Origin of the sequence: Bacillus cabrialesii (assembly GCF_004124315.2) — a bacterium.
Taxonomy (GTDB): domain Bacteria; phylum Bacillota; class Bacilli; order Bacillales; family Bacillaceae; genus Bacillus; species Bacillus cabrialesii.
The window spans coordinates 2,298,825-2,321,039 of sequence record NZ_CP096889.1 but is presented as its reverse complement, the minus strand read 5'-3'; the positions used below and the strand labels follow the sequence as shown (position 1 = coordinate 2,321,039).

The window sequence follows — 22,215 nt, the reverse complement described above, 5'->3', positions numbered from 1 at the left end:
GAATGCAACGGAAAACTGCTGATTTCACAGCAGTTTTTTTCGTTAAAAAACATGGAAAAACATAACGTTTATTCTATGCACGGATCATATGAAGGTGTATACTATTCTCTGAAAGGGAGCATGTGAGAAACAGAAGATTCTAGGAGGTTAACTCAAATGGCAGCCGATCGAAACACCGGTCATACAGAAGAGGACAAACTTGATGTATTAAAATCAACCCAAACCGTAATACATAAGGCTCTGGAAAAATTGGGATATCCAGAAGAAGTGTACGAACTGTTAAAGGAGCCGATGAGATTATTAACGGTAAAAATACCTGTTCGTATGGACGACGGTTCAGTAAAGATTTTTACAGGTTATCGTGCGCAGCACAATGACTCTGTCGGTCCGACGAAAGGCGGGATACGTTTTCACCCGAACGTAACAGAAAAAGAGGTGAAGGCGCTTTCTATTTGGATGAGTTTAAAATGCGGCATAATTGATCTTCCATATGGCGGTGGTAAAGGCGGAATTGTTTGTGATCCAAGGGATATGTCGTTTAGAGAGCTGGAGCGTCTGAGCAGAGGGTATGTCAGAGCAATCAGCCAAATTGTCGGACCTACGAAAGACGTGCCGGCACCGGATGTATTTACAAACTCACAAATCATGGCATGGATGATGGATGAGTATTCAAGAATTGATGAATTTAATTCGCCTGGATTTATTACAGGCAAGCCGCTTGTGCTTGGCGGATCTCACGGAAGAGAATCTGCGACTGCAAAAGGGGTTACCATCTGTATTAAAGAAGCGGCTAAGAAAAAAGGCATCGATATTAAAGGTGCGCGTGTCGTTGTCCAAGGCTTCGGAAACGCTGGAAGCTATTTGGCGAAATTTATGCATGATGCGGGAGCAAAGGTTGTCGGCATCTCGGATGCGTATGGCGGACTTTATGATCCGGAAGGCCTTGATATCGATTACTTACTAGACCGCCGTGACAGCTTCGGTACCGTAACAAAGCTTTTCAACGATACAATTACGAACCAAGAGCTATTGGAACTGGATTGTGATATCCTCGTTCCTGCTGCGATTGAAAATCAAATTACAGAAGAAAATGCCCATAATATCCAGGCTAAAATTGTTGTTGAAGCGGCAAACGGGCCAACAACGCTTGAAGGAACAAAAATTCTTTCAGACCGGGACATTTTGCTTGTGCCAGACGTGCTGGCAAGTGCCGGCGGCGTAACGGTTTCCTATTTTGAATGGGTTCAGAATAACCAAGGCTTCTACTGGAGTGAAGAAGAGGTAGAAGAAAAATTGGAAAAAATGATGGTCAAATCATTTAACAACATTTATGAAATGGCTAAAAACCGAAGAATTGACATGAGACTCGCTGCTTATATGGTCGGCGTTCGCAAAATGGCTGAAGCTTCGCGTTTTAGAGGCTGGATATAAGTTGATGATTTGCATAAAAATAAAAAATCTCCTATGATAAAATAGGAGATTTTTTTATTCGGAAATAGAAAAATATGTAGTGAAATGCCAATCGCAGGAGTTGACGGAAATGATTCAAGAAAAAGCAATAATTATAGGCGGAGGACCTTGCGGGCTATCTGCCGCCATTCACCTAAAACAAATTGGCATTGATGCCCTCGTCATCGAAAAAGGAAATGTCGTTAACAGTATTTACAATTATCCGACGCATCAAACCTTCTTCAGCTCAAGTGAAAAGCTTGAGATCGGGGACGTCGCATTTATTACGGAAAACAGAAAGCCTGTCAGAATTCAGGCTTTGTCGTATTACCGGGAAGTCGTCAAACGGAAAAACATCCGTGTAAATGCGTTTGAAATGGTGCGTAAAGTGACGAAAACGGAAAACAATACATTCGTAATTGAGACGTCAAAAGAAACCTACACGGCGCCATATTGTATCATTGCCACAGGTTATTATGATCATCCAAACTACATGAATGTATCCGGTGAGGATTTGCCGAAAGTCTTTCATTATTTTAAAGAAGGCCACCCGTACTTTGATAAAGATGTCGTCGTGATCGGCGGGAAAAATTCAAGTGTAGACGCTGCACTTGAACTCGTGAAATCTGGAGCGCGTGTCACTGTTTTATACAGGGGCAATGAGTATTCGCCAAGCATTAAGCCTTGGATTTTGCCTGAATTTGAATCGCTTGTCAGAAACGGCACAATCCGCATGGAATTTGGCGCTTGTGTCGAAAAAATCACCGAAGATGAAGTTGTATTCCGCTCCGGCGAGAAGGAACTCATCACTATTAAAAATGATTTTGTATTTGCCATGACAGGCTATCATCCCGACCATCAATTTCTTGAGAAAATGGGAGTTGAAATTGATAAAGAAACAGGACGTCCATTTTTCAATGAAGAAACAATGGAAACCAACGTTGAAGGTATTTTTATTGCCGGGGTCATTGCTGCTGGGAACAATGCAAATGAAATATTTATTGAAAACGGCAGATTCCACGGGGGACATATCGCAGCAGAAATCGCAAAAAGAGAAAATCATTAAAGAAAGGGAGCATATGATGAATTCGTATGCTCTTTTTGTTTTTTTAAGTTCAGACAGATGTAAAATTGTAACCAACATGGTAGGATAGACTTAGGAATATAAAGGAAAGAGGTTGCCTGATGTTTGCAATCATCTCTGCAGGAATTGCTCCCGGCATCGCGCTGTTAAGTTATTTTTATTTAAAAGATCAGTATGATAATGAACCTGTACATATGGTGCTTCGGTCGTTTTTTCTAGGGGTTGTTCTTGTATTTCCCATAATGTTTATCCAGTACGTGCTTGAAAAAGAGAATGTTGGTGGCGGAAGCTTTTTTGTTTCTTTTTTATCTTCAGGATTTTTAGAGGAATCGTTAAAATGGTTTATTCTGATGGTCAGTGTATACCCGCACGCCCACTTTGATGAGCATTATGACGGGATTGTGTACGGGGCTAGTGTTTCGCTCGGTTTTGCAACCCTCGAAAATATTCTTTACTTAATTGGCCACGGTGTGGAGCATGCGTTTGTCAGGGCGCTCCTGCCTGTTTCGTGCCATGCCTTAATAGGCGTTATTATGGGATTTTACCTTGGAAAAGCCCGTTTTTCCGCTGATAAGGCGCGTGTAAAGTGGCTTATTCTTTCTTTAGCTGTCCCGTCCCTTTTGCATGGATCGTATGATTTTATCCTGATAGCACTCAGCAATTGGATTTATTATATGTTTCCATTTATGTTATTTTTATGGTGGTTTGGTTTGCGCAAAGCGAAAAAAGCCCGTTCCGTCAATATGATGCAAGTATAGAAGCCGCACAGAAACCGTGCGGCTTTTTTGTGTGCCGATATATCAAATGAGATTTATGTTCTGAGGGATAACAAGGAAAGAGTGTATAAAAATAACCTCGTTACAGAAAATACGATTACACTTAAAAATTTGCTGTAGGAGGCTTGAAAAGATGAAGTCCAAAGGATCGATTATGGCGTGTCTCATTCTTTTTTCCTTTACAATATCGACGTTTATCAATACTGAAACCATCTCTGCCTTTTCGAATCAGGTCATTCAAAGAGGGGCAACTGGGGACGATGTCGTTGAACTCCAGGCGCGCCTTCAATATAACGGATACTATAACGGGAAAATTGACGGTGTTTATGGATGGGGAACGTATTGGGCAGTTCGAAATTTTCAGGATCAATTCGGGTTAAAAGAGATTGACGGCCTTGTCGGGGCTAAAACAAAGCAAACCTTAATATCTAAATCTAAATACTATCGTGAATATGTCATGCAGCAGCTTCAAAAAGGGAATACATTTACGCATTACGGAAAAATTCCGCTGAAGTATCAGACGAAACCGTCTAAATCAGCAACACAAAAAGCAAGACAGCAAGCAGAAGCGCGGCAAAAACAGCCTGCTGAAAAAACAACGCAGCAGCCTAAAGCGAATAAACAGCAAAATAATACACCTGCAAAAGCAAGAAAACAGGATGCGGTCGCTGCTAACATGCCTGGCGGATTTTCCAACAATGATATCAGGCTGCTTTCTCAGGCAGTTTATGGCGAAGCCCGGGGCGAACCGTACGAGGGACAGGTAGCCATTGCAGCAGTCATTTTAAACCGATTGAACAGCCCGTTATTTCCGAATTCTGTAGCGGGGGTTATTTTTGAGCCGCTTGCCTTCACAGCAGTAGCCGACGGGCAAATTTACATGCAGCCGAATGAAACGGCCCGAGAAGCAGTGCTGGATGCCATCAATGGCTGGGACCCATCAGAGGAAGCACTGTACTACTTTAACCCGGATACGGCTACAAGTGCTTGGATTTGGGGGCGCCCGCAGATTAAAAGAATCGGTAAACACATTTTCTGTGAATAGCAGGACATGAGAAAGCATAAAAAGAGGTGTGATAAATGATCAGAGGAATTTTAATCGCCGTGCTCGGTATTGCAATTGTCGGTACAGGCTACTGGGGATACAAAGAGCACCAGGAAAAAGACGCAGTTCTTCTTCATGCTGAAAATAACTATCAGCGGGCGTTTCATGAACTTACCTATCAGATGGATCAGCTCCATGATAAAATTGGAACAACACTGGCCATGAACAGCCAAAAATCACTGTCACCTGCATTGGTAGATGTGTGGAGGATTACATCTGAAGCCCATAACAGCGTCAGTCAGCTGCCGCTTACATTAATGCCGTTTAACAAAACTGAAGAGCTGTTATCAAAGATCGGCGATTTCAGTTATAAAACGTCAGTCAGAGATTTGGATCAAAAGCCGCTTGATAAAAAAGAATATACATCACTTAATAAGCTATATCAGCAGTCAGAAGATATTCAAAATGAACTGCGTCATGTTCAGCACCTTGTCATGAGCAAAAACCTTCGCTGGATGGATGTAGAGATGGCGCTGGCTTCTGATGAAAAACAAAGTGATAATACGATTATCAACAGCTTTAAAACTGTTGAAAAAAATGTCGGCGCATTCTCCACCGGAACAGATCTTGGCCCGAGTTTTACCAGCACAAAAAAAGAAGACAAAGGTTTCAGCCATCTGAAGGGAAAACAAATTTCCGAACAGGAAGCAAAACAAATTGCTGAGCGCTTTGCCCCGGATGACAATTATTCAATTAAGGTTGTAAAGAGCGGGAAAAAAACAAATCGCGACGTTTACAGCATCAGCATGAAAGACCCGGACCATAAAGCAGCGATTTATATGGATATTACGAAAAAGGGCGGACATCCGGTTTATTTAATTCAAAACAGAGAAGTGAAAGATCAGAAAATCAGTTTGAATGACGGATCGAACCGAGCGCTCGCTTTTTTAAAGAAAAACGGATTTGAAACAGATGATTTGGAAATTGATGAAAGTGCCCAATATGATAAAATCGGCGTATTTTCATATGTTCCTGTTGAAAATAAAATCCGGATGTACCCTGAAGCGATTCGTATGAAAGTGGCCTTGGATGACGGTGAGGTTGTCGGCTTTTCAGCAAGGGACTTCCTGACTTCCCACAGAAAAAGAGATATACCTAAGCCGGCAATTACTGAAGCACAAGCGAAATCTAAATTGAATAAAAATGTACAAGTGAGAGAAACAAGGCTGGCTTTGATTACAAATGAACTTGGCCAAGAAGTGCTGTGCTATGAAATGCTCGGAACCATTGAAAATGATACATTCAGAATGTATATAAATGCCAATGATGGATCGGAAGAAAAAGTTGAAAAACTAAAAAACGCCGAACCTATATATAAAGACCTATAAAAAACAGGAGGAAAGGACTAAATGTCTTTTCCTTTTTTTCATTACGTGCTTTAATAAAAAAGTGAGTATATTGATTACGAAAGAGTGAAGTCAATGATAGAGATTGGAGAAAATGTACTTTTAGAATATATAGAAGAAAATGAATTGAAAAAAGCAAAGAGCAAGGCAGTCAGCATCGAAAACAATGAGCTTTTGATCGCGTACCCGGTTGATATAGTCACAGGGCGAACTGTGATTTTACATAACGATATGGAAGTAACCGTAGAGTTTGTGGGCAAAGACGAAGTTCCTTACCGTTTTACAAGCCGTATAAAAGGTAAAGTGAAGGACAAACTTCAAATGATCTGTCTAGAAGTGCCTCCGCGTGAAAAAATGAAACGAATCCAGCGCCGCCAGTATGTAAGAACTGATGCAGTATTGGATGTGCAAATTCAGCCGGCAAATAAAGAAGGGTTCCGCACACTCTCCTATAATATCAGCGCAGGCGGCATAGCCGTGATTTTAGCTGAAGGCCGTTCTTTTCAATCCGGGGAATCATTGCGTCTTATCATCAGTCTTTCTGCTGAAGAGGAAAACACACGCCAAATAGAAACAAAAGCGGTTGTCAGACGAATCTTTGATGACCCGAAATCAGGGAAATGTAAAATGACCCTAGAGTATACGGGAATCGCAGCAAGTGACCAGCAGTTCCTGCTTCAATATTGTATCCGTCGCCAGTTAAATAAGAGAAGAAAGGCCCGGATGGAATAAAGATCGGCAAACACTTCCATACTATTTGTGATGGAGGTGCTCCGATGAAAACATTTGAACGGCTGCTGATGAAAATATTGTTCATTCAGGCCATCATTTTACTTGGTGTCCAGTTTCTTTTTCACTATCAGCATATTGAACCTTATGTATCAAAAGTGATTCAATATGAAGGGGTGGATAAAATGGAGGAGAACAGCAGGATTGAAACCTTCAAACATTAATTATTCATCAATTTTTCACCCTTTTTCATAAAGTTCGTGATACAATCCATAGAGGAGAAAAGAGCAAGGAGAGGAATTATGGAAAAGAAATTATCGATTGCAATCGACGGCCCGGCAGCTGCGGGGAAAAGCACTGTTGCTAAAATTGTGGCTGAGAAAAAATCGTACATATATATTGATACAGGCGCGATGTATCGGGCGATAACGTACACAGCTTTACAAGAAAACGTTGATCTGACAAATGAAGAAAAGCTGGCTGAGCTGCTAAAGCGAACAGATATTGAACTGATTACAACAAAAGAAGGACAAAAAGTGCTCGTTAACGGCATCGATGTGACTGAGGCGATCAGAACAGATGAAGTCAGCAACCAAGTTTCAATTGCGGCCAAGCATAGAAGTGTCAGAGAAGAAATGGTGAAACGCCAGCAGCAGCTTGGGCAAAAAGGCGGTGTCGTCATGGACGGGCGTGACATCGGAACTCACGTGCTTCCGAATGCTGAAGTGAAAATTTTTCTTCTGGCATCTGTTGAAGAGAGAGCGAAACGCCGTTATGAAGAAAACGTAAAAAAAGGCTACGATGTCAACTATGAAACATTGATTGAGGAAATTGCAAGAAGAGACAAGCTTGATTCAGAGCGCGAAGTGTCTCCGCTGCGCAAAGCAGAAGATGCTCTAGAGATCGACACGACGTCTCTTTCCATCCAAGAGGTAGCAGATAAAATCCTCGAGGCAGTGGAACAAAAGTCCCGCTGATTATGGCGAATGCCACTTTTTTTGAATTTTTCAACGAAGAAAGAATGTTATTGCTTGACAAACCTGTCCTTTTATTAGAAGTTAATACTAATAAAACTTTTTATTGATCATTCAAAAAACTTTTTTGGATGATTCTTTAATACATATTCGGCTAAAAAGCGGGCATGTTTATATGTTCAGCTTTCAAACCGTTTTAATTAAGCTGTGTAGGTTTGGACCAAGGAGGTTATTCAAATGACAGAGGAAATGAATCAAATTGATGTTCAAGTGCCAGAGGTTGGAGATGTAGTTAAAGGGATTGTGACAAAGGTAGAGGACAAGCATGTGGATGTTGAAATTATCAATGTCAAACAGTCCGGCATTATTCCAATCAGTGAATTATCAAGTCTTCATGTAGAGAAAGCATCGGATGTTGTAAAAGTAGACGACGAGCTTGACCTGAAAGTAACAAAAGTGGAAGACGATGCTTTGATTTTATCTAAACGTGCTGTTGATGCAGACCGCGCTTGGGAAGACCTTGAGAAAAAATTCGAAACAAAAGAAGTGTTTGAAGCTGAAGTGAAAGATGTCGTGAAAGGCGGCCTTGTCGTAGATATCGGCGTTCGCGGTTTTATTCCGGCATCACTTGTAGAAGCTCATTTCGTTGAAGATTTTACTGACTATAAAGGAAAAACACTGTCTCTGCTCGTTGTAGAGCTTGACCGTGACAAAAACCGCGTCATCCTTTCACACCGTGCCGTTGTTGAAAGTGAACAAGCGAATAAAAAACAAGAACTGCTTCAGTCTCTTGAAGTTGGAACTGTACTTGATGGCAAAGTGCAGCGCCTGACTGATTTTGGCGCGTTTGTTGATATCGGCGGTATCGACGGACTTGTACACATTTCTCAGCTTTCCCACTCCCATGTCGAAAAGCCGTCTGATGTTGTTGAAGAGGGACAAGAAGTAAAAGTGAAAGTGTTATCGGTTGACCGTGATAATGAACGTATTTCTTTATCCATCAAAGATACACTCCCTGGACCGTGGAGCCAAATCGGCGAGAAAGTGAAGCCTGGCGATGTGCTTGAAGGAACAGTGCAGCGTCTTGTCAGCTTCGGTGCTTTTGTAGAGATCCTTCCGGGTGTTGAAGGTCTCGTTCATATTTCTCAAATTTCCAATAAACACATCGGCACGCCGCATGAAGTTCTTGAAGAGGGACAGACTGTAAAAGTGAAGGTTCTTGATGTGAATGAAAATGAGGAGCGCATTTCATTAAGCATGCGTGAACTTGAAGAAGCGCCTAAAGCCGATCAGGAGGATTACCGTCAATATCAGGCGAAGGAAGAAACAAGCACTGGCTTCCAGCTTGGAGATCTGATCGGAGATAAGCTGAATAAACTAAAATAATTGGTGATAAACGTGACTCGAGCAGAACGGAAAAGACAACACATCAATCATGCCCTGTCAACCGGCCAAAAGCGGGAAACAGGTCTTGATGATATTACGTTAGTTCATGTCAGTCTGCCCGATCTTGCATTAGAACAAGTAGATATTTCCACTAAAATCGGCGAACTTTCAAGCAGTTCGCCGATTTTTATCAATGCAATGACTGGCGGCGGCGGACAACATACATATGAAATAAATAAATCGCTTGCACGAGCGGCTCGTCAGGCTGGAATACCTCTTGCTGTCGGATCGCAAATGTCAGCATTAAAAGATCCCTCAGAGCGTTTTTCGTATGAAATCGTTCGAAAGGAAAACCCAAATGGACTGATTTTTGCCAACCTGGGAAGTGAGGCGACAGCTGATCAGGCAAAGGAAGCAGTTGATATGATTGGAGCAGATGCGCTGCAGATTCACTTGAATGTGATTCAGGAAATTGTGATGCCTGAAGGGGACAGAAGCTTTAGCGGCGCTCTGGACCGCATTGAACAAATTTGCAGCAAGGTCAATGTACCAGTCATTGTGAAAGAAGTCGGCTTTGGCATGAGCAAAGAATCGGCTGGAAAGCTGTATGAAGCTGGTGCAGCAGCAGTTGATATCGGCGGTTACGGGGGGACAAATTTCTCGAAAATCGAAAATCTGCGCAGGCAGCGGCACATCAGCTTTTTTAACTCCTGGGGTATTTCGACAGCTGCAAGTTTGGCGGAAATCCAATCTGTATTTCCCGGCTATACAATGATCGCGTCCGGCGGCTTGCAGGATGCGCTTGATGTGGCAAAGGCAATTGCGATGGGAGCCTCTTGCACCGGAATGGCAGGACACTTTTTAAAAGTGCTGACTGACAGCGGAGAGGAAGGACTGCTTGAGGAAATTCAGCTGATCCTTGAGGAATTAAAAATGATTATGACCGTGCTGGGCGCCAAAACGATTGCTGATTTGCAAAAGGCGCCTCTTGTCATAAAAGGTGAAACCCATCACTGGCTCACAGAGAGAGGGATCGATACGTCCAGCTATAGTGTACGATAAATAGAAAAGCCCAAAACTTAATGAGTTTTGGGCTCAGGCTGTCGAGAAAATCTCGACAGCCTTTATTTTTCCTTAAAATATCCATTCTCCTGTAATAAAATAAAAGAAAGACTAAAAAGGACGGTGTCTTTCTTATGTTCCACACAAGAAATTCTTCTCAAAACACAGCCGAATTTGTTCTGCTTGACCAACTGGTCGAAGAGGATCATCTGCTTCGAAAAATTGATAAATACATAGACTTCTCTTTTATCATTGAAAAGGTTAAGCCTTACTACAGCGAAAACAAAGGCCGCCCCTCACTTGATCCACTAATTTTATTCAAAATGATGTTTATCGGCTACCTCTACGGTATCCGTTCAGAAAGGCAGCTCGAAAAAGAAATTTACTACAATATGGCGTACAGATGGTTTTTGGGACTGAATATCAATGACCCAGTTCCGCACCACTCGACCATCAGCTGGAACAGACGCACACGCTTTAAAGATACAACCATCTTCCAAGACATTTTTGATGAGATCGTTCTTCAGGCCATCAATCATGACATGGTGGGCGGACGTGTCCTATTCACTGATTCCACTCATCTGAAAGCCAATGCCAACAAGCATAAATACACAAGAAAAACAATAGCGCAGGATACACAAAACTATATCAAGGATTTAAATGAAGCCATACAAGAGGATCGGGAGGAACACGGAAAAAAGCCATTAACAGCCAAAGAGGAGGTGAAAGCTGAAAAAGAGATCCGCCACAGTACAACCGATCCGGAAAGTGGCTATCTGTATCGCGAAAACAAACCAGAAGGTTTTTTCTATTTAGATCACCGCACAACAGATATGAAATACAACATTATCACCGATGCCTATGTCACACCCGGAAATGTCCATGATTCTGTGCCCTATCTTGACCGATTGGATCACCAAATCGCACGATTTGGTTTTCAAGTAGAAGCCGTCGCCCTTGATTCTGGTTATTTAACGACTCCCATCTGTAAAGGATTAGCTGACCGCCATATTTTTGGCGTTATTGCCCATAGACGATATCACCCTACCAGAGGCTTGTTTCCAAAATGGAAGTTTCATTATGACAGTGAGAAAGACAGTTACATTTGCCCGAACCAGCAAACACTTACATACTCAACAACTGACCGAAAAGGCTACCGGTCATATAAATCAAATCCTGAAATATGTTCCTCATGCCGGCTGCTTGGGAACTGTACAAAATCAAAGAATCGGCAGAAAGTGATTACTCGGCATGTATGGGAAGATCATAAAGAAAAGGTCAGACAAAATCGCTTGTCTGTTTCAGGAAAAAACCTCTACAAAAAAAGAAAAGAAAAAATAGAGCGAAGCTTTGCAGATTCAAAACAGCTGCACGGGCTTCGCTATTGCAGGTTGAGGGGGAAACGAAATGTGAGTGAACAAGTTCTTCTCACAGCCGCATGCCAGAACATGAAGAAGATTGCCACATACCTAGCCAAGCAAGGCTAGGCATGTGGGAGCGCTTTTTCTGCATCTGAAACCTGATGAAAATCTAAAGAAACAGCATAAAACAAAAAAGCTTGTGGAGAAAAACATCGTTTTCTCTACAAGCTGAGCCCAAAACTTAATGAGTTTTGGGCTTTTTGTATTATGATTTTCGCTTTTTGAATCTTCCGTTTTGTTCAAGGCTTGTCGCTCCGTCATAGTGAATGGACTGGTCGCGGTCTGATTCGACTCTGCCTGAAGCTTTTAGTTTTTTCTCCTGTCTGTCTTTTCCCATGATCATACTCCTTAATGTAAGATGGATTGTTTAAAAAATGCGCTTCGGCTCCATACTGTGAGTATGGAGGAAGCGAAATGGCACAATTTTATTACTATTGGTCAATGTGGTTTCTGTGGGTTCTGACAACCTTTATTTTTGGAAAAACGAAAAGACGATTTGCCGTCTCTGTCTTTATTTTGACTAATATAATCCTAAGCATACATGACATTACTTTATATTTTTCCCTGAATGCTGCTTATATGATGTTTTTCATCTGCGGATGTGTCTATGCCGGGTATTTGGGGATGTATCGTTTTCGTTATCTCATGGTCTTTCTGACGCTTGTTGCCGGATATGCCTTTGTTTATCTTTTTGCATTATATGATCCGGTTTGGTTCATCATAAAACCTGAGTGGGCTGCCGTTATATTAATAGTGCTTTTGACAGCTTCGATTGAAAGGGTTTTCGAGAAGCAGCTTGCCTTATTTGTCTTAGGGATGTGCCAAGGCGAACTGGTGTATTCGTTTGTGATTCAGAAGTTGGCCGGGGCTTTGGCTGTCGGCGGCTTTCAATGGCTGAATGCGTGTTCTGCGGGCATGATATTGCTGTTTGGCATATCCAAATATGAACAGCTCGCAAGCCAGATTGGTCAAAAAAGCAAAAGATCAAACAAAGGAGCTACCAAAATGTCATGAGTGATTACATCTATCCGATTATTGCTGGGGTCATTGCCGGAGTAGCAACACGGCTTTATATGCTGAAAACGGATTACCGCCAGTATCCGACCTATATTCATGGGAAAGTCATTCATATTGCACTAGGGCTGATCGCGGCTGGTTTAGGGGCCATTATTATGCCGGCGCTTTTGCAGGAGGAATTTACGGCCATCACATTTTTAACGTTAGCCGCGACGCAATTTAGAGATGTCCGAAACATGGAGCGGAACACGCTGACGCAAATGGATTCGTATGAACTCGTCTCAAGAGGAAGCACATATATTGAGGGAATTGCCATTGCTTTTGAAAGCAGAAATTATATAGTGATCTTTACAGCGCTTTTGACAACGTCTGCGTATGTGTTTTTATCCATTTGGGCTGCGGTCATAGCGGCTGTTGTATGTTTTTTGCTGGCGATGAAATTTATGTCAGGCAGTGTGTTGAAGGATATTGTAGATATCAAGTACATAAAGCCTCGCTTTGACGGTCCGGGATTGTTTGTTGATAATATTTATATGATGAATATCGGGCTTCCGGAGAAACAGGAGCTGATTTTAAAGCATGGCATGGGATTTATTTTAACGCCAAAAAATTTTAATTCAGCAGCGACGATTGCCAACTTAGGGCAACGCCAGGCCATTTTATTTGATGTTTCCAATGTGCTCGGGGTTTATCGGGATTCGGGAGAGCCGTCTCTGACACCAATTGCAAAACGTGATTTAAATGATGGGAGAGTGGCGGTATTTGTTCTGCCGCAAATTCACCACCCCGAAACGGCTGTTCAGATCATCAGCAATGTTCCGACCTTGGAAAACGCGATCAGAATGCCGACGGAATTTATCAAGAACCAGGATAAGGTGATAGGATGAGTGAATCTCTCACGAAAGTGATTTTGTCTGTGATCACGACGAACCGGAACCGGGCTGCGGGAGGAGCGCCTGTATTTTTTTGCAATGACCAAAAAGAGATGGAGCTTTTCGCTAAAAATCTTGAAGCGATTCTTGACGGAATAGCGCATAGAATTGGAGATGACGTGTATTTGATCGTGAAACATTTTTAAGAATAGTTGTGATCCCAGTAAAAACTGATATAATAAATGAGTTAAGCCCTTCCTCTGAAGGGTTTCTTTTCATAAAAGTGAATGAAATGATTTTAATAACCGGTTGGAAATTTATGTAAAAATGAAAGCGGCTGGATCGAAAGGAAGGGTACTATGGGTAAACCTGTCGTAGCCATTGTCGGGAGACCAAATGTAGGAAAATCCACAATCTTTAACCGGATTGCGGGAGAAAGAATTTCAATAGTAGAAGATACCCCTGGTGTGACAAGGGATCGGATATACAGCTCGGCTGAGTGGCTGAATTATGATTTTAATTTGATTGATACTGGCGGTATTGATATCGGTGATGAGCCGTTCTTAGCGCAAATTCGCCAGCAGGCGGAAATCGCCATGGATGAAGCGGACGTCATTATTTTTATGGTGAACGGCCGTGAAGGCGTGACAGCTGCTGATGAAGAAGTAGCGAAAATTTTATACCGCACGAAAAAGCCAGTTGTTTTGGCGGTTAATAAACTGGATAACACTGAAATGAGAGCGAATATTTATGATTTTTATTCGCTTGGCTTTGGTGAGCCGTATCCAATTTCGGGAACACACGGACTCGGGCTTGGTGATTTACTGGATGCCGCTGCGGAGCATTTTAAAAACATTCCTGAAACGAAATACGATGAAGAAGTGATTCAATTTTGCCTGATCGGGCGTCCGAATGTCGGAAAGTCCTCACTTGTGAACGCGATGCTCGGCGAAGAACGCGTCATTGTGAGCAACGTGGCAGGAACGACAAGAGATGCTGTTGATACGGTGTTTACGTACAACCAGCAGGAGTTTGTCATTGTTGATACTGCCGGAATGCGAAAAAAAGGGAAAGTCTATGAAACGACTGAGAAGTATAGTGTGCTGCGGGCGCTGAAAGCAATCGACCGCTCAGAAGTCGTTGCGGTTGTGCTTGATGGCGAAGAAGGCATTATTGAACAGGACAAGCGCATCGCCGGTTATGCACACGAAGCGGGCAAGGCCGTCGTGATCGTTGTAAACAAATGGGATGCCGTTGACAAAGATGAAAGCACGATGAAAGAATTTGAAGAAAATATTCGTGATCACTTTCAATTTCTTGATTATGCGCCAATCCTATTCATGTCAGCCTTAACGACAAAACGGATCCATACGCTGATGCCTGCGATTATTAAAGCAAGCGAAAACCATTCACTTCGAGTTCAGACGAATGTCTTAAATGATATCATCATGGATGCGGTGGCAATGAATCCTACGCCGACTCATAACGGTTCTCGTTTGAAGATTTATTATGCGACTCAAGTGGCAGTTAAACCGCCGAGTTTCGTTGTGTTTGTAAACGATCCGGAATTGATGCATTTTTCGTACGAACGCTTTTTAGAAAACCGAATCAGAGATGCGTTTGGTTTTGAGGGGACACCAATCAAAATATTTGCAAGAGCTAGAAAATAAAAAGGTGTGAATCAAAATGAAAAAAGTTACTATGCTTGGAGCGGGGAGTTGGGGAACGGCGCTAGCTTTAGTTCTGACTGATAACGGAAATGAAGTGTGTGTATGGGCTCACCGTTCAGATTTAATTCATCAAATTAATGAGTTACATGAAAACAAAGATTATCTGCCGAATGTTAAGCTGCCTACAAGCATTAAAGGAACAACAGATATGAATGAAGCTGTTTCCGACGCAGATTTTATTATCGTTGCGGTTCCGACAAAAGCAATTCGTGAAGTGCTGAGACAGGCTGTGCCTTTCATAACGAAAGAGGCAGTCTTTGTTCACGTCAGCAAGGGAATAGAGCCTGATTCGCTGCTGCGGATTTCTGAGATTATGGAAATTGAGCTTCCGAACGATGCCAGAAAAGATATTGTTGTCCTTTCTGGTCCGAGCCATGCGGAAGAAGTGGGGATGCGGCATCCGACGACTGTTACATCATCTTCAAAGAGCATGCGGGCAGCAGAAGAGGTGCAGGATTTATTTATTAATCACAATTTCCGGGTGTACACAAACCCTGATATTATCGGAGTTGAAATCGGGGGAGCCTTAAAAAATATTATTGCCCTTGCCGCAGGAATTACAGATGGTTTAGGGTATGGGGACAATGCCAAAGCTGCTTTAATCACACGCGGACTTGCCGAAATCGCGAGACTCGGAACGAAAATGGGCGGGAATCCCTTGACGTTTTCTGGATTGACTGGAGTGGGCGATCTGATTGTTACGTGCACAAGCGTTCATTCCAGAAACTGGCGTGCCGGCAATTTGCTCGGAAAAGGGTACGAGCTCAAAGACGTTCTTGAAGAGATGGGAATGGTAGTCGAAGGCGTCCGGACGACAAAAGCGGCTTACCAGCTTTCGCAGAAATATGATGTGAAAATGCCGATTACAGAAGCGCTTCATCAAGTTCTATTTAACGGGCAAAAAGTGGAAACGGCTGTTGAATCTTTAATGGCGAGAGGAAAAACCCACGAGATGGAGGATCTGGTCAATACGTTTGAAAATCAAGTGAAGTAAATGTGTCAATCGTTTGGAAGACCGCATATCTTAATTGAACGAAAACCCGAAAAACAGAAGAACACCCAAGTCTTGGGATCTCCTGAAACATTTTGCCGATTTAGGCAATAGAGGATGCATCTGTATGCCAAGTCGCATACTATAGCATCGAAGTCCAAGAGAGTGTTTCTTAAACGTGCAGGTGAATATAGTCAAGTTGACTGAAGCGAAGGTCCCCCTCTTTGCTTCAGTTTTTTTGTTCTATCAAAGGTTGGAAAATCTGGTTGATCTTTTCTGGGGGTGTATATTAAAATTAAAATATAACGCTTACATCATACATATCGGGGAGGCGCAGGTCATTGAGTCTGGCATTGATGAAAATGTGGTTTGCACTAGGGTCCATGGGTCTGATGTTTCTGGCTGTAGCTTCCATCTATTTAAGCCGCTTTAAGTTTCAAAACCGTTTTCTGAAGATTGCGGTTTCATCATTCGCTTTTACGTGTATGCTCATATCTGGAATTATTGTGTTTCTCGTGGTATTCAGCGGCCCTGTCAATGAATAAAGCTGTAAAAGGAAGTGCTGTATGGGTAAACTGAAGTGCGCTATGATTTTTGCGGCAGCCGTGCTTTTATCAGGCTGTTTATATCCAAATGAGCGGAAAAGCAGTGTACACGCCATTCCTTATCAGGACCAGCTAAAGCAGGTCCAGTCTGCTGTTGATGAATTTCAAAAGGCAAATGGTGGACTGCTTCCCATTCAAACAAAAGATATGTCGACACCGCTATATCAAAAATATCCGATAGACTTTAACCGTCTAGCGCCGAGGTATATGGCCGAACCTCCAAGCACGGCATATGAAAGCGGGGGAGACTATCAATACGTTCTTGTAGACGTAGAGAACGATCCGACTGTTAAATTGATTGATCTAAAGATGGCTGAAAGAATCCGCGACGTAAAATTGCGTGTTCAAATGTACCGCCAAGAGCATCAATACCCGCCCTACAAAGATGTGCTGTCACGTGATTTATTTACACTCGATGAGAAGAAGCTGGGGGATGGAACATCTCTTGCAGTGACAAGCCCAATATCAGGGGATTCCTTGCCGCTTATGATTGACGGAGACGGAGAAATATATGCCGATTACCGGACTGAGCTCGCTTCTTTTCTCAAAAAAAGCAAAAAAACGTTTAAACCCGGGTCTGAAATCCAGGATATGATTTGGCAAGAAACCCCCTTTGTCCCCGCGTTTTCTGTGAAATATACGGTAAATCACAAACAGGAACCTGTTTTTTTAGAAAATGATATGAAAAAGGAATGAACCTTTCTCCCGTGCATACAAATAGGGAGAAAGGTTTTTTTATACTTTAATAGATTGAGGATGGGAAATTTTCTAAAGATGTCATATTGAAATAGGACAACGTCATACACATATAGTGTCCTGTGTTTTGATTGAAAGAGCTTAATAAAATTGATAAGGATAGGAAGTCCGGGAGGGGATCACTTGGAAAAGGTCGATATTTTCAAGGATATCGCTGAACGAACAGGAGGCGATATATACTTAGGAGTCGTAGGTGCTGTCCGTACAGGAAAATCCACGTTCATTAAAAAATTTATGGAGCTTGTGGTGCTCCCGAATATCAGTAACGAAGCAGACCGGGCCCGTGCGCAGGATGAACTGCCGCAGAGCGCAGCCGGTAAAACGATTATGACTACAGAGCCTAAATTTGTTCCGAATCAGGCGATGTCTGTTCACGTGTCAGACGGACTCGATGTCAATATAAGATTAGTAGATTGTGTAGGTTACACAGTGCCCGGCGCAAAAGGATATGAAGATGAAAACGGACCGCGGATGATTAACACGCCATGGTACGAAGAACCGATCCCATTTCATGAGGCTGCTGAAATCGGCACACGAAAAGTCATTCAAGAACACTCGACCATCGGAGTAGTCATTACGACAGACGGCACCATTGGAGATATCGCCAGAAGTGACTATATAGAGGCTGAAGAAAGAGTCATTGAAGAGCTGAAAGAGGTTGGCAAACCCTTTATTATGGTCATCAACTCAGTCAGGCCGTATCACCCGGAAACAGAAGCCATGCGCCAGGATTTAAGCGAAAAATATGATATTCCGGTTTTGGCAATGAGCGTGGAAAGCATGCGGGAAACAGATGTGCTGAATGTGCTCAGAGAGGCCCTCTACGAGTTTCCAGTGCTTGAAGTCAATGTCAATCTCCCAAGCTGGGTAATGGTGCTGAAAGAAAACCATTGGCTGCGTGAAAGCTATCAGGAGTCCGTGAAAGAAACTGTTAAAGATATTAAGCGTCTCCGGGACGTAGACAGGGTTGTCGGCCATTTCAGCGAGTTTGAATTCATTGAAAGTGCCGGATTAGCCGGAATTGAGCTTGGCCAAGGGGTGGCTGAAATCGATTTGTATGCGCCTGACCATTTATATGATCAAATCCTGAAAGAAGTGGTCGGTGTAGAAATCAGAGGAAGAGACCATCTGCTTGAGCTCATGCAGGACTTCGCCCATGCGAAAACAGAGTATGATCAAGTGTCCGATGCCTTAAAAATGGTCAAACAGACGGGATACGGCATTGCAGCGCCTGCTTTAGCTGATATGAGTCTCGATGAGCCGGAAATTATAAGGCAGGGCTCACGATTCGGTGTGAGGCTGAAGGCTGTCGCTCCGTCGATCCATATGATCAAAGTAGACGTCGAAAGCGAATTCGCGCCGATTATCGGAACGGAAAAACAAAGCGAAGAGCTTGTGCGCTATTTAATGCAAGACTTTGAGGATGATCCGCTCTCCATCTGGAATTCAGATATTTTCGGAAGGTCACTGAGCTCAATTGTGAGAGAAGGGATTCAGGCGAAGCTGTCATTAATGCCTGAAAACGCACGGTACAAATTAAAAGAAACGTTAGAAAGAATTATAAACGAAGGATCAGGCGGCTTAATCGCCATTATCCTGTAATACCGGAAGACCTCTTTATAGAATGGGAGGTCTTTTTTCTTTGCTCTTAATAATGGAAAAGGATCAAGGAATAGGATGAAAAAAGTAAAAAAAGGAATATTTGTTCGGTAAATCACGTTAAATCCTTGACGAGCAAGGGATTGACGCTTTAAAATGCTTGATATGGCTTTTTATATGTGTTACTCTACATACAGAAATTCTTCACTTTGTTGGACAAACATTCCTCAGAGTGCAGTTTTTCTTAAAAAGCCGTTTAATTGTCTTTCTCTTGCCTGCTCTGATTTTTTTCTGAGACAGGTTTAGAATCAGACTGAACTGTGAAGAAATGATAATAAACGAACTGAGCTTATTTCCTTTTGGGAGGAGGTGAAAGGCATGAACAAAACAGAACTTATCAATGCGGTTGCAGAAGCAAGCGAATTGTCTAAAAAAGACGCTACAAAAGCAGTTGACTCTGTTTTTGATACGATCTTAGATGCACTTAAAAACGGTGATAAAATCCAACTGATCGGTTTTGGTAACTTCGAGGTGCGTGAACGTTCTGCACGTAAAGGACGCAACCCACAAACAGGTGAAGAAATCGAAATTCCAGCAAGCAAAGTACCTGCTTTCAAACCAGGTAAAGCGCTTAAAGACGCAGTTGCCGGAAAATAATTGTGAATATAGATCGTGTATGCATCTAGCTTACATACACTTTATTTCTTCACAAAAAAGCCCCTTTCTAAGGGGCTTTTCATATTTCAAGGGCATGGGCTTCCTGACAGGGCATTCACTTTGCTTTTAGCGGGGCATGTGTGCTAGAATCGAAATTAAATGTATTCATTGGTGGAGGACATAGAACATGAAAGAAGTTAATAAAGAGCAAATCGAACAAGCTGTTCGTCAAATTTTAGAAGCGATCGGAGAAGACCCGAATAGAGAAGGGCTTCTTGATACTCCGAAAAGAGTCGCAAAGATGTATGCCGAGGTATTCTCCGGCTTGAATGAAGATCCAAAAGAACATTTCCAGACTATCTTCGGTGAAAACCATGAGGAGCTTGTTCTTGTAAAAGATATCGCGTTTCATTCTATGTGTGAGCATCACCTTGTTCCCTTTTATGGAAAAGCACACGTTGCATATATACCGCGAGGCGGAAAGGTCACCGGACTCAGTAAACTGGCACGTGCCGTTGAAGCCGTTGCAAAGCGTCCGCAGCTTCAGGAACGCATCACTTCTACAATTGCGGAAAGCATTGTAGAAACGCTTGACCCGCATGGCGTAATGGTAGTGGTTGAAGCAGAACACATGTGCATGACGATGCGCGGTGTAAGAAAACCGGGTGCAAAAACTGTCACTTCAGCAGTCAGAGGCGTTTTTAAAGATGATGCCGCTGCCCGTGCGGAAGTATTGGAACATATTAAACGCCAGGACTAATAAAGATAGAGGGTGCTATAAATGAACGAAAAGCATTCAAGTGATTTTGTCGTCATTAAAGCGGTTGAGGACGGAGTGAATGTGATCGGCCTGACAAGGGGAACAGACACAAAGTTTCACCATTCCGAAAAACTCGACAAGGGAGAAGTGATCATCGCTCAGTTCACAGAGCATACTTCTGCCATTAAAGTCAGAGGAGAAGCGCTCATTCAAACCGCATACGGAGAAATGAAAAGCGAAAAAAAATAAGCTGGCTGTCCCCGCTGTTAAACGCAAAATGCTCGCAAACAGCGGGAGGATACAGCCAATTTCTTTTTTTTATGCTATAATGATACCTGCGTAAGTGAATGAAAAGATAAAACTCATACATAGATTAAGAAATAAATGTGAATTTGGGGACAAGGGTGATATTTTTGCAAGACATCTACGGAACTTTAGCCAATCTGAACACGAAATTAAAACAAAAGCTGTCTCATCCTTATTTAGCGAAGCATATTTCTGCGCCAAAAATTGATGAGGATAAGCTTCTTCTTTTTCATGCTTTATTTGAAGAAGCCGACATAAAAAACAACGACAGAGAAAATTATATTGTCACAGCGATGCTTGTACAAAGCGCCCTTGATACCCATGATGAAGTGACGACAGCCAGAGTCATAAAACGAGACGAAAACAAAAACCGCCAATTGACTGTTCTCGCAGGCGATTATTTCAGCGGGCTGTACTACTCTTTACTATCTGAAATGAAGGATATCTACATGATTCGGACGCTTGCTACAGCCATCAAAGAAATCAATGAACATAAAATTCGTCTATATGACCGTTCTTTCAAGGACGAACACGATTTTTTCGAAAGTGTGGGCATTGTTGAATCAGCTTTATTCCATCGGGTGGCGGAACACTTCAACCTTCCTCGCTGGAAAAAGCTGTCGAGTGATTTTTTTGTATTTAAGCGGCTTATGAACGGAAATGATACGTTTCTGGATGTGATCGGCAGTTTTATACAGCTGGGAAAAACAAAAGAAGAGATATTAGAAGATTGTTTTAAAAAAGCGAAAAACAGCATTGAGTCACTTTTGCCTCTAAATTCACCTATTCAGCATATTTTATTAAACCGTCTGAAGACAATCAGCCAAGATCAAACCTATCATCAGAAAGTGGAAGAAGGGTAACCATTATGCAGGACTCAAAAGAACAGCGCGTACACGGAGTGTTTGAAAAAATATACAAAAACTATGACCAAATGAACTCTGTCATCAGTTTTCAGCAGCATAAAAAATGGCGCGATAAAACGATGCGCATCATGAGTGTAAAAGAAGGCTCCAAGGCACTTGATGTCTGCTGCGGAACGGCTGACTGGACGATTGCTCTTGCAAAAGCAACCGGAAAAACCGGCGAGGTTAAAGGCTTAGATTTCAGTGAAAATATGCTGAGTGTCGGCCAGGAGAAAGTAAAAGCAGGCGGATTCAGCCAAATTGAACTGCTGCATGGAAATGCGATGGAGCTTCCTTTTGATGATGATACATTTGATTATGTCACCATTGGCTTCGGACTCCGCAATGTACCTGATTACTTGACTGTACTGAAAGAGATGAGACGCGTGGTGAAGCCAGGCGGCCAGGTGGTATGTCTGGAAACATCCCAGCCGGAAATGTTCGGATTCAGACAGGCTTACTTTATGTATTTTAAGTATATTATGCCGTTTTTTGGGAAACTGTTTGCCAAGAGTTATAAAGAATATTCATGGCTTCAAGAATCGGCCAGGGAATTCCCTGGAATGAAGGAACTGGCAGGCCTGTTTGAAGAGGCGGGCTTAAAAAATGTCAAATATCATTCGTTTACTGGCGGAGTCGCTGCCACGCATATCGGATGGAAATGAAAACACAGATGTTTGGGTGA

The 22,215-nt window shown here is 42.5% G+C and carries 25 protein-coding genes; 24 read left to right on the top strand and 1 reads right to left on the bottom strand.

Annotated features, from left to right (window positions below; all coding sequences use genetic code 11):
• The first annotated feature begins 156 nt into the window (after positions 1–156).
• The 11 genes from gudB (at position 157) to EFK13_RS11605 (ending at position 11,398) form a co-directional block, all read left to right on the top strand.
• Entirely contained in the window at positions 157–1,431 is a 1,275-nt protein-coding gene (gudB, locus tag EFK13_RS11655) for an NAD-specific glutamate dehydrogenase (RefSeq protein ID WP_003225477.1), read from the top strand.
• Positions 1,432–1,540: 109 nt separating this feature from the next.
• Positions 1,541–2,515 (top strand): YpdA family putative bacillithiol disulfide reductase, encoded by a 975-nt coding sequence (locus EFK13_RS11650; RefSeq protein WP_129505291.1) that lies wholly within the window; start codon positions 1,541–1,543, stop codon positions 2,513–2,515.
• A gap of 119 nt (positions 2,516–2,634) precedes the next feature.
• Positions 2,635–3,291 (top strand): glutamic-type intramembrane protease PrsW, encoded by a 657-nt coding sequence (gene prsW / locus EFK13_RS11645; RefSeq protein ID WP_064815362.1) that lies wholly within the window; start codon positions 2,635–2,637, stop codon positions 3,289–3,291.
• A 151-nt stretch (positions 3,292–3,442) separates the two neighbouring features.
• Positions 3,443–4,354, top strand: coding sequence for a spore cortex-lytic enzyme (gene sleB, locus EFK13_RS11640; RefSeq protein ID WP_119996560.1), 912 nt, complete (start codon positions 3,443–3,445; stop codon positions 4,352–4,354).
• A gap of 35 nt (positions 4,355–4,389) precedes the next feature.
• Positions 4,390–5,742 carry a germination protein YpeB gene (gene ypeB / locus EFK13_RS11635; protein ID WP_129505292.1) on the top strand — a complete coding sequence of 451 codons (1,353 nt, stop codon included), beginning with the start codon at positions 4,390–4,392 and terminating at the stop codon, positions 5,740–5,742.
• Positions 5,743–5,835: 93 nt separating this feature from the next.
• On the top strand, positions 5,836–6,492 hold the full coding sequence (dgrA, locus tag EFK13_RS11630; protein WP_129505293.1) for a cyclic di-GMP receptor DgrA: 657 nt from the start codon (positions 5,836–5,838) through the stop codon (positions 6,490–6,492).
• Between the two features lie 44 nt (positions 6,493–6,536).
• Positions 6,537–6,713, top strand: coding sequence for a YpfB family protein (locus tag EFK13_RS11625; RefSeq protein WP_064815366.1), 177 nt, complete (start codon positions 6,537–6,539; stop codon positions 6,711–6,713).
• Between the two features lie 78 nt (positions 6,714–6,791).
• Complete coding sequence (gene cmk, locus EFK13_RS11620; RefSeq protein WP_129505294.1) at positions 6,792–7,466, top strand: (d)CMP kinase; 675 nt, start codon at positions 6,792–6,794, stop codon at positions 7,464–7,466.
• Between the two features lie 234 nt (positions 7,467–7,700).
• Complete coding sequence (rpsA, locus tag EFK13_RS11615) at positions 7,701–8,849, top strand: 30S ribosomal protein S1 (RefSeq protein ID WP_129505295.1); 1,149 nt, start codon at positions 7,701–7,703, stop codon at positions 8,847–8,849.
• Positions 8,850–8,861: 12 nt separating this feature from the next.
• Positions 8,862–9,911: a type 2 isopentenyl-diphosphate Delta-isomerase gene (fni, locus tag EFK13_RS11610; protein WP_129505296.1), complete on the top strand. Its 1,050-nt coding sequence runs from the start codon at positions 8,862–8,864 to the stop codon at positions 9,909–9,911.
• A gap of 134 nt (positions 9,912–10,045) precedes the next feature.
• Entirely contained in the window at positions 10,046–11,398 is a 1,353-nt protein-coding gene (locus tag EFK13_RS11605) for an IS1182 family transposase (protein WP_129508246.1), read from the top strand.
• Positions 11,399–11,537: 139 nt separating this feature from the next.
• Here EFK13_RS11605 and EFK13_RS11600 read toward each other — a convergent pair whose 3' ends face one another.
• The gene (locus tag EFK13_RS11600; RefSeq protein ID WP_003225499.1) at positions 11,538–11,669 is read right to left on the bottom strand and encodes a YpzI family protein; all 132 of its coding nucleotides are present in this window, start codon (positions 11,667–11,669) and stop codon (positions 11,538–11,540) included.
• Positions 11,670–11,746: 77 nt separating this feature from the next.
• Between EFK13_RS11600 and EFK13_RS11595 the strand changes: the two genes are divergently transcribed.
• From EFK13_RS11595 to menG, 13 genes are all read left to right on the top strand, one after another.
• A complete protein-coding gene (locus EFK13_RS11595) occupies positions 11,747–12,346 on the top strand; it encodes a YphA family membrane protein (RefSeq protein ID WP_129505317.1) in 600 nt (199 codons plus the stop codon).
• On the top strand, positions 12,343–13,236 hold the full coding sequence (locus EFK13_RS11590) for a YIEGIA family protein (protein WP_129505318.1): 894 nt from the start codon (positions 12,343–12,345) through the stop codon (positions 13,234–13,236). Before EFK13_RS11595 ends, EFK13_RS11590 begins: the two co-directional genes overlap by 4 nt.
• Entirely contained in the window at positions 13,233–13,427 is a 195-nt protein-coding gene (locus tag EFK13_RS11585; protein WP_004398137.1) for a capping complex subunit for YIEGIA, read from the top strand. The genes EFK13_RS11590 and EFK13_RS11585 overlap by 4 nt, the downstream gene beginning before the upstream one ends.
• Before the next feature lie 153 nt (positions 13,428–13,580).
• The gene (der, locus tag EFK13_RS11580; RefSeq protein ID WP_129505319.1) at positions 13,581–14,891 is read left to right on the top strand and encodes a ribosome biogenesis GTPase Der; all 1,311 of its coding nucleotides are present in this window, start codon (positions 13,581–13,583) and stop codon (positions 14,889–14,891) included.
• 16 nt (positions 14,892–14,907) lie between these two features.
• Positions 14,908–15,945, top strand: coding sequence for an NAD(P)H-dependent glycerol-3-phosphate dehydrogenase (locus EFK13_RS11575; RefSeq protein ID WP_129505320.1), 1,038 nt, complete (start codon positions 14,908–14,910; stop codon positions 15,943–15,945).
• A 338-nt stretch (positions 15,946–16,283) separates the two neighbouring features.
• The gene (locus tag EFK13_RS11570) at positions 16,284–16,487 is read left to right on the top strand and encodes a DUF2768 domain-containing protein (protein ID WP_129505321.1); all 204 of its coding nucleotides are present in this window, start codon (positions 16,284–16,286) and stop codon (positions 16,485–16,487) included.
• A gap of 21 nt (positions 16,488–16,508) precedes the next feature.
• Positions 16,509–17,243 carry a YphF family lipoprotein gene (locus EFK13_RS11565; RefSeq protein ID WP_129505322.1) on the top strand — a complete coding sequence of 245 codons (735 nt, stop codon included), beginning with the start codon at positions 16,509–16,511 and terminating at the stop codon, positions 17,241–17,243.
• Between the two features lie 183 nt (positions 17,244–17,426).
• Entirely contained in the window at positions 17,427–18,905 is a 1,479-nt protein-coding gene (spoIVA, locus tag EFK13_RS11560) for a stage IV sporulation protein A (protein ID WP_064812847.1), read from the top strand.
• 375 nt (positions 18,906–19,280) lie between these two features.
• Positions 19,281–19,559, top strand: coding sequence for a non-specific DNA-binding protein Hbs (gene hbs / locus EFK13_RS11555; RefSeq protein ID WP_003153447.1), 279 nt, complete (start codon positions 19,281–19,283; stop codon positions 19,557–19,559).
• Positions 19,560–19,746: 187 nt separating this feature from the next.
• A complete protein-coding gene (gene folE, locus EFK13_RS11550; protein WP_003225516.1) occupies positions 19,747–20,319 on the top strand; it encodes a GTP cyclohydrolase I FolE in 573 nt (190 codons plus the stop codon).
• A 21-nt stretch (positions 20,320–20,340) separates the two neighbouring features.
• Complete coding sequence (mtrB, locus tag EFK13_RS11545) at positions 20,341–20,568, top strand: trp RNA-binding attenuation protein MtrB (RefSeq protein ID WP_003225517.1); 228 nt, start codon at positions 20,341–20,343, stop codon at positions 20,566–20,568.
• A 164-nt stretch (positions 20,569–20,732) separates the two neighbouring features.
• Positions 20,733–21,488, top strand: coding sequence for a heptaprenyl diphosphate synthase component 1 (hepS, locus tag EFK13_RS11540; protein ID WP_064812849.1), 756 nt, complete (start codon positions 20,733–20,735; stop codon positions 21,486–21,488).
• Positions 21,489–21,493: 5 nt separating this feature from the next.
• Positions 21,494–22,195, top strand: coding sequence for a demethylmenaquinone methyltransferase (gene menG / locus EFK13_RS11535; protein ID WP_129505323.1), 702 nt, complete (start codon positions 21,494–21,496; stop codon positions 22,193–22,195).
• Positions 22,196–22,215 lie beyond the last annotated feature (20 nt).

Coding starts and splice junctions, on each gene's coding strand:
- EFK13_RS11565 (WP_129505322.1), top strand. CDS start 16,509: ATGGGTAAACTGAAGTGCGCTATGATTTTTGCGGCAGCCGTGCTTTTA.
- EFK13_RS11600 (WP_003225499.1), bottom strand. CDS start 11,669: ATGGGAAAAGACAGACAGGAGAAAAAACTAAAAGCTTCAGGCAGAGTC.
- EFK13_RS11605 (WP_129508246.1), top strand. CDS start 10,046: ATGTTCCACACAAGAAATTCTTCTCAAAACACAGCCGAATTTGTTCTG.
- EFK13_RS11650 (WP_129505291.1), top strand. CDS start 1,541: ATGATTCAAGAAAAAGCAATAATTATAGGCGGAGGACCTTGCGGGCTA.
- prsW (WP_064815362.1), top strand. CDS start 2,635: ATGTTTGCAATCATCTCTGCAGGAATTGCTCCCGGCATCGCGCTGTTA.
- rpsA (WP_129505295.1), top strand. CDS start 7,701: ATGACAGAGGAAATGAATCAAATTGATGTTCAAGTGCCAGAGGTTGGA.
- EFK13_RS11575 (WP_129505320.1), top strand. CDS start 14,908: ATGAAAAAAGTTACTATGCTTGGAGCGGGGAGTTGGGGAACGGCGCTA.
- hbs (WP_003153447.1), top strand. CDS start 19,281: ATGAACAAAACAGAACTTATCAATGCGGTTGCAGAAGCAAGCGAATTG.
- folE (WP_003225516.1), top strand. CDS start 19,747: ATGAAAGAAGTTAATAAAGAGCAAATCGAACAAGCTGTTCGTCAAATT.
- dgrA (WP_129505293.1), top strand. CDS start 5,836: ATGATAGAGATTGGAGAAAATGTACTTTTAGAATATATAGAAGAAAAT.
- sleB (WP_119996560.1), top strand. CDS start 3,443: ATGAAGTCCAAAGGATCGATTATGGCGTGTCTCATTCTTTTTTCCTTT.
- der (WP_129505319.1), top strand. CDS start 13,581: ATGGGTAAACCTGTCGTAGCCATTGTCGGGAGACCAAATGTAGGAAAA.
- EFK13_RS11625 (WP_064815366.1), top strand. CDS start 6,537: ATGAAAACATTTGAACGGCTGCTGATGAAAATATTGTTCATTCAGGCC.
- menG (WP_129505323.1), top strand. CDS start 21,494: ATGCAGGACTCAAAAGAACAGCGCGTACACGGAGTGTTTGAAAAAATA.
- EFK13_RS11590 (WP_129505318.1), top strand. CDS start 12,343: ATGAGTGATTACATCTATCCGATTATTGCTGGGGTCATTGCCGGAGTA.
- cmk (WP_129505294.1), top strand. CDS start 6,792: ATGGAAAAGAAATTATCGATTGCAATCGACGGCCCGGCAGCTGCGGGG.
- ypeB (WP_129505292.1), top strand. CDS start 4,390: ATGATCAGAGGAATTTTAATCGCCGTGCTCGGTATTGCAATTGTCGGT.
- EFK13_RS11585 (WP_004398137.1), top strand. CDS start 13,233: ATGAGTGAATCTCTCACGAAAGTGATTTTGTCTGTGATCACGACGAAC.
- gudB (WP_003225477.1), top strand. CDS start 157: ATGGCAGCCGATCGAAACACCGGTCATACAGAAGAGGACAAACTTGAT.
- mtrB (WP_003225517.1), top strand. CDS start 20,341: ATGAACGAAAAGCATTCAAGTGATTTTGTCGTCATTAAAGCGGTTGAG.
- EFK13_RS11595 (WP_129505317.1), top strand. CDS start 11,747: ATGGCACAATTTTATTACTATTGGTCAATGTGGTTTCTGTGGGTTCTG.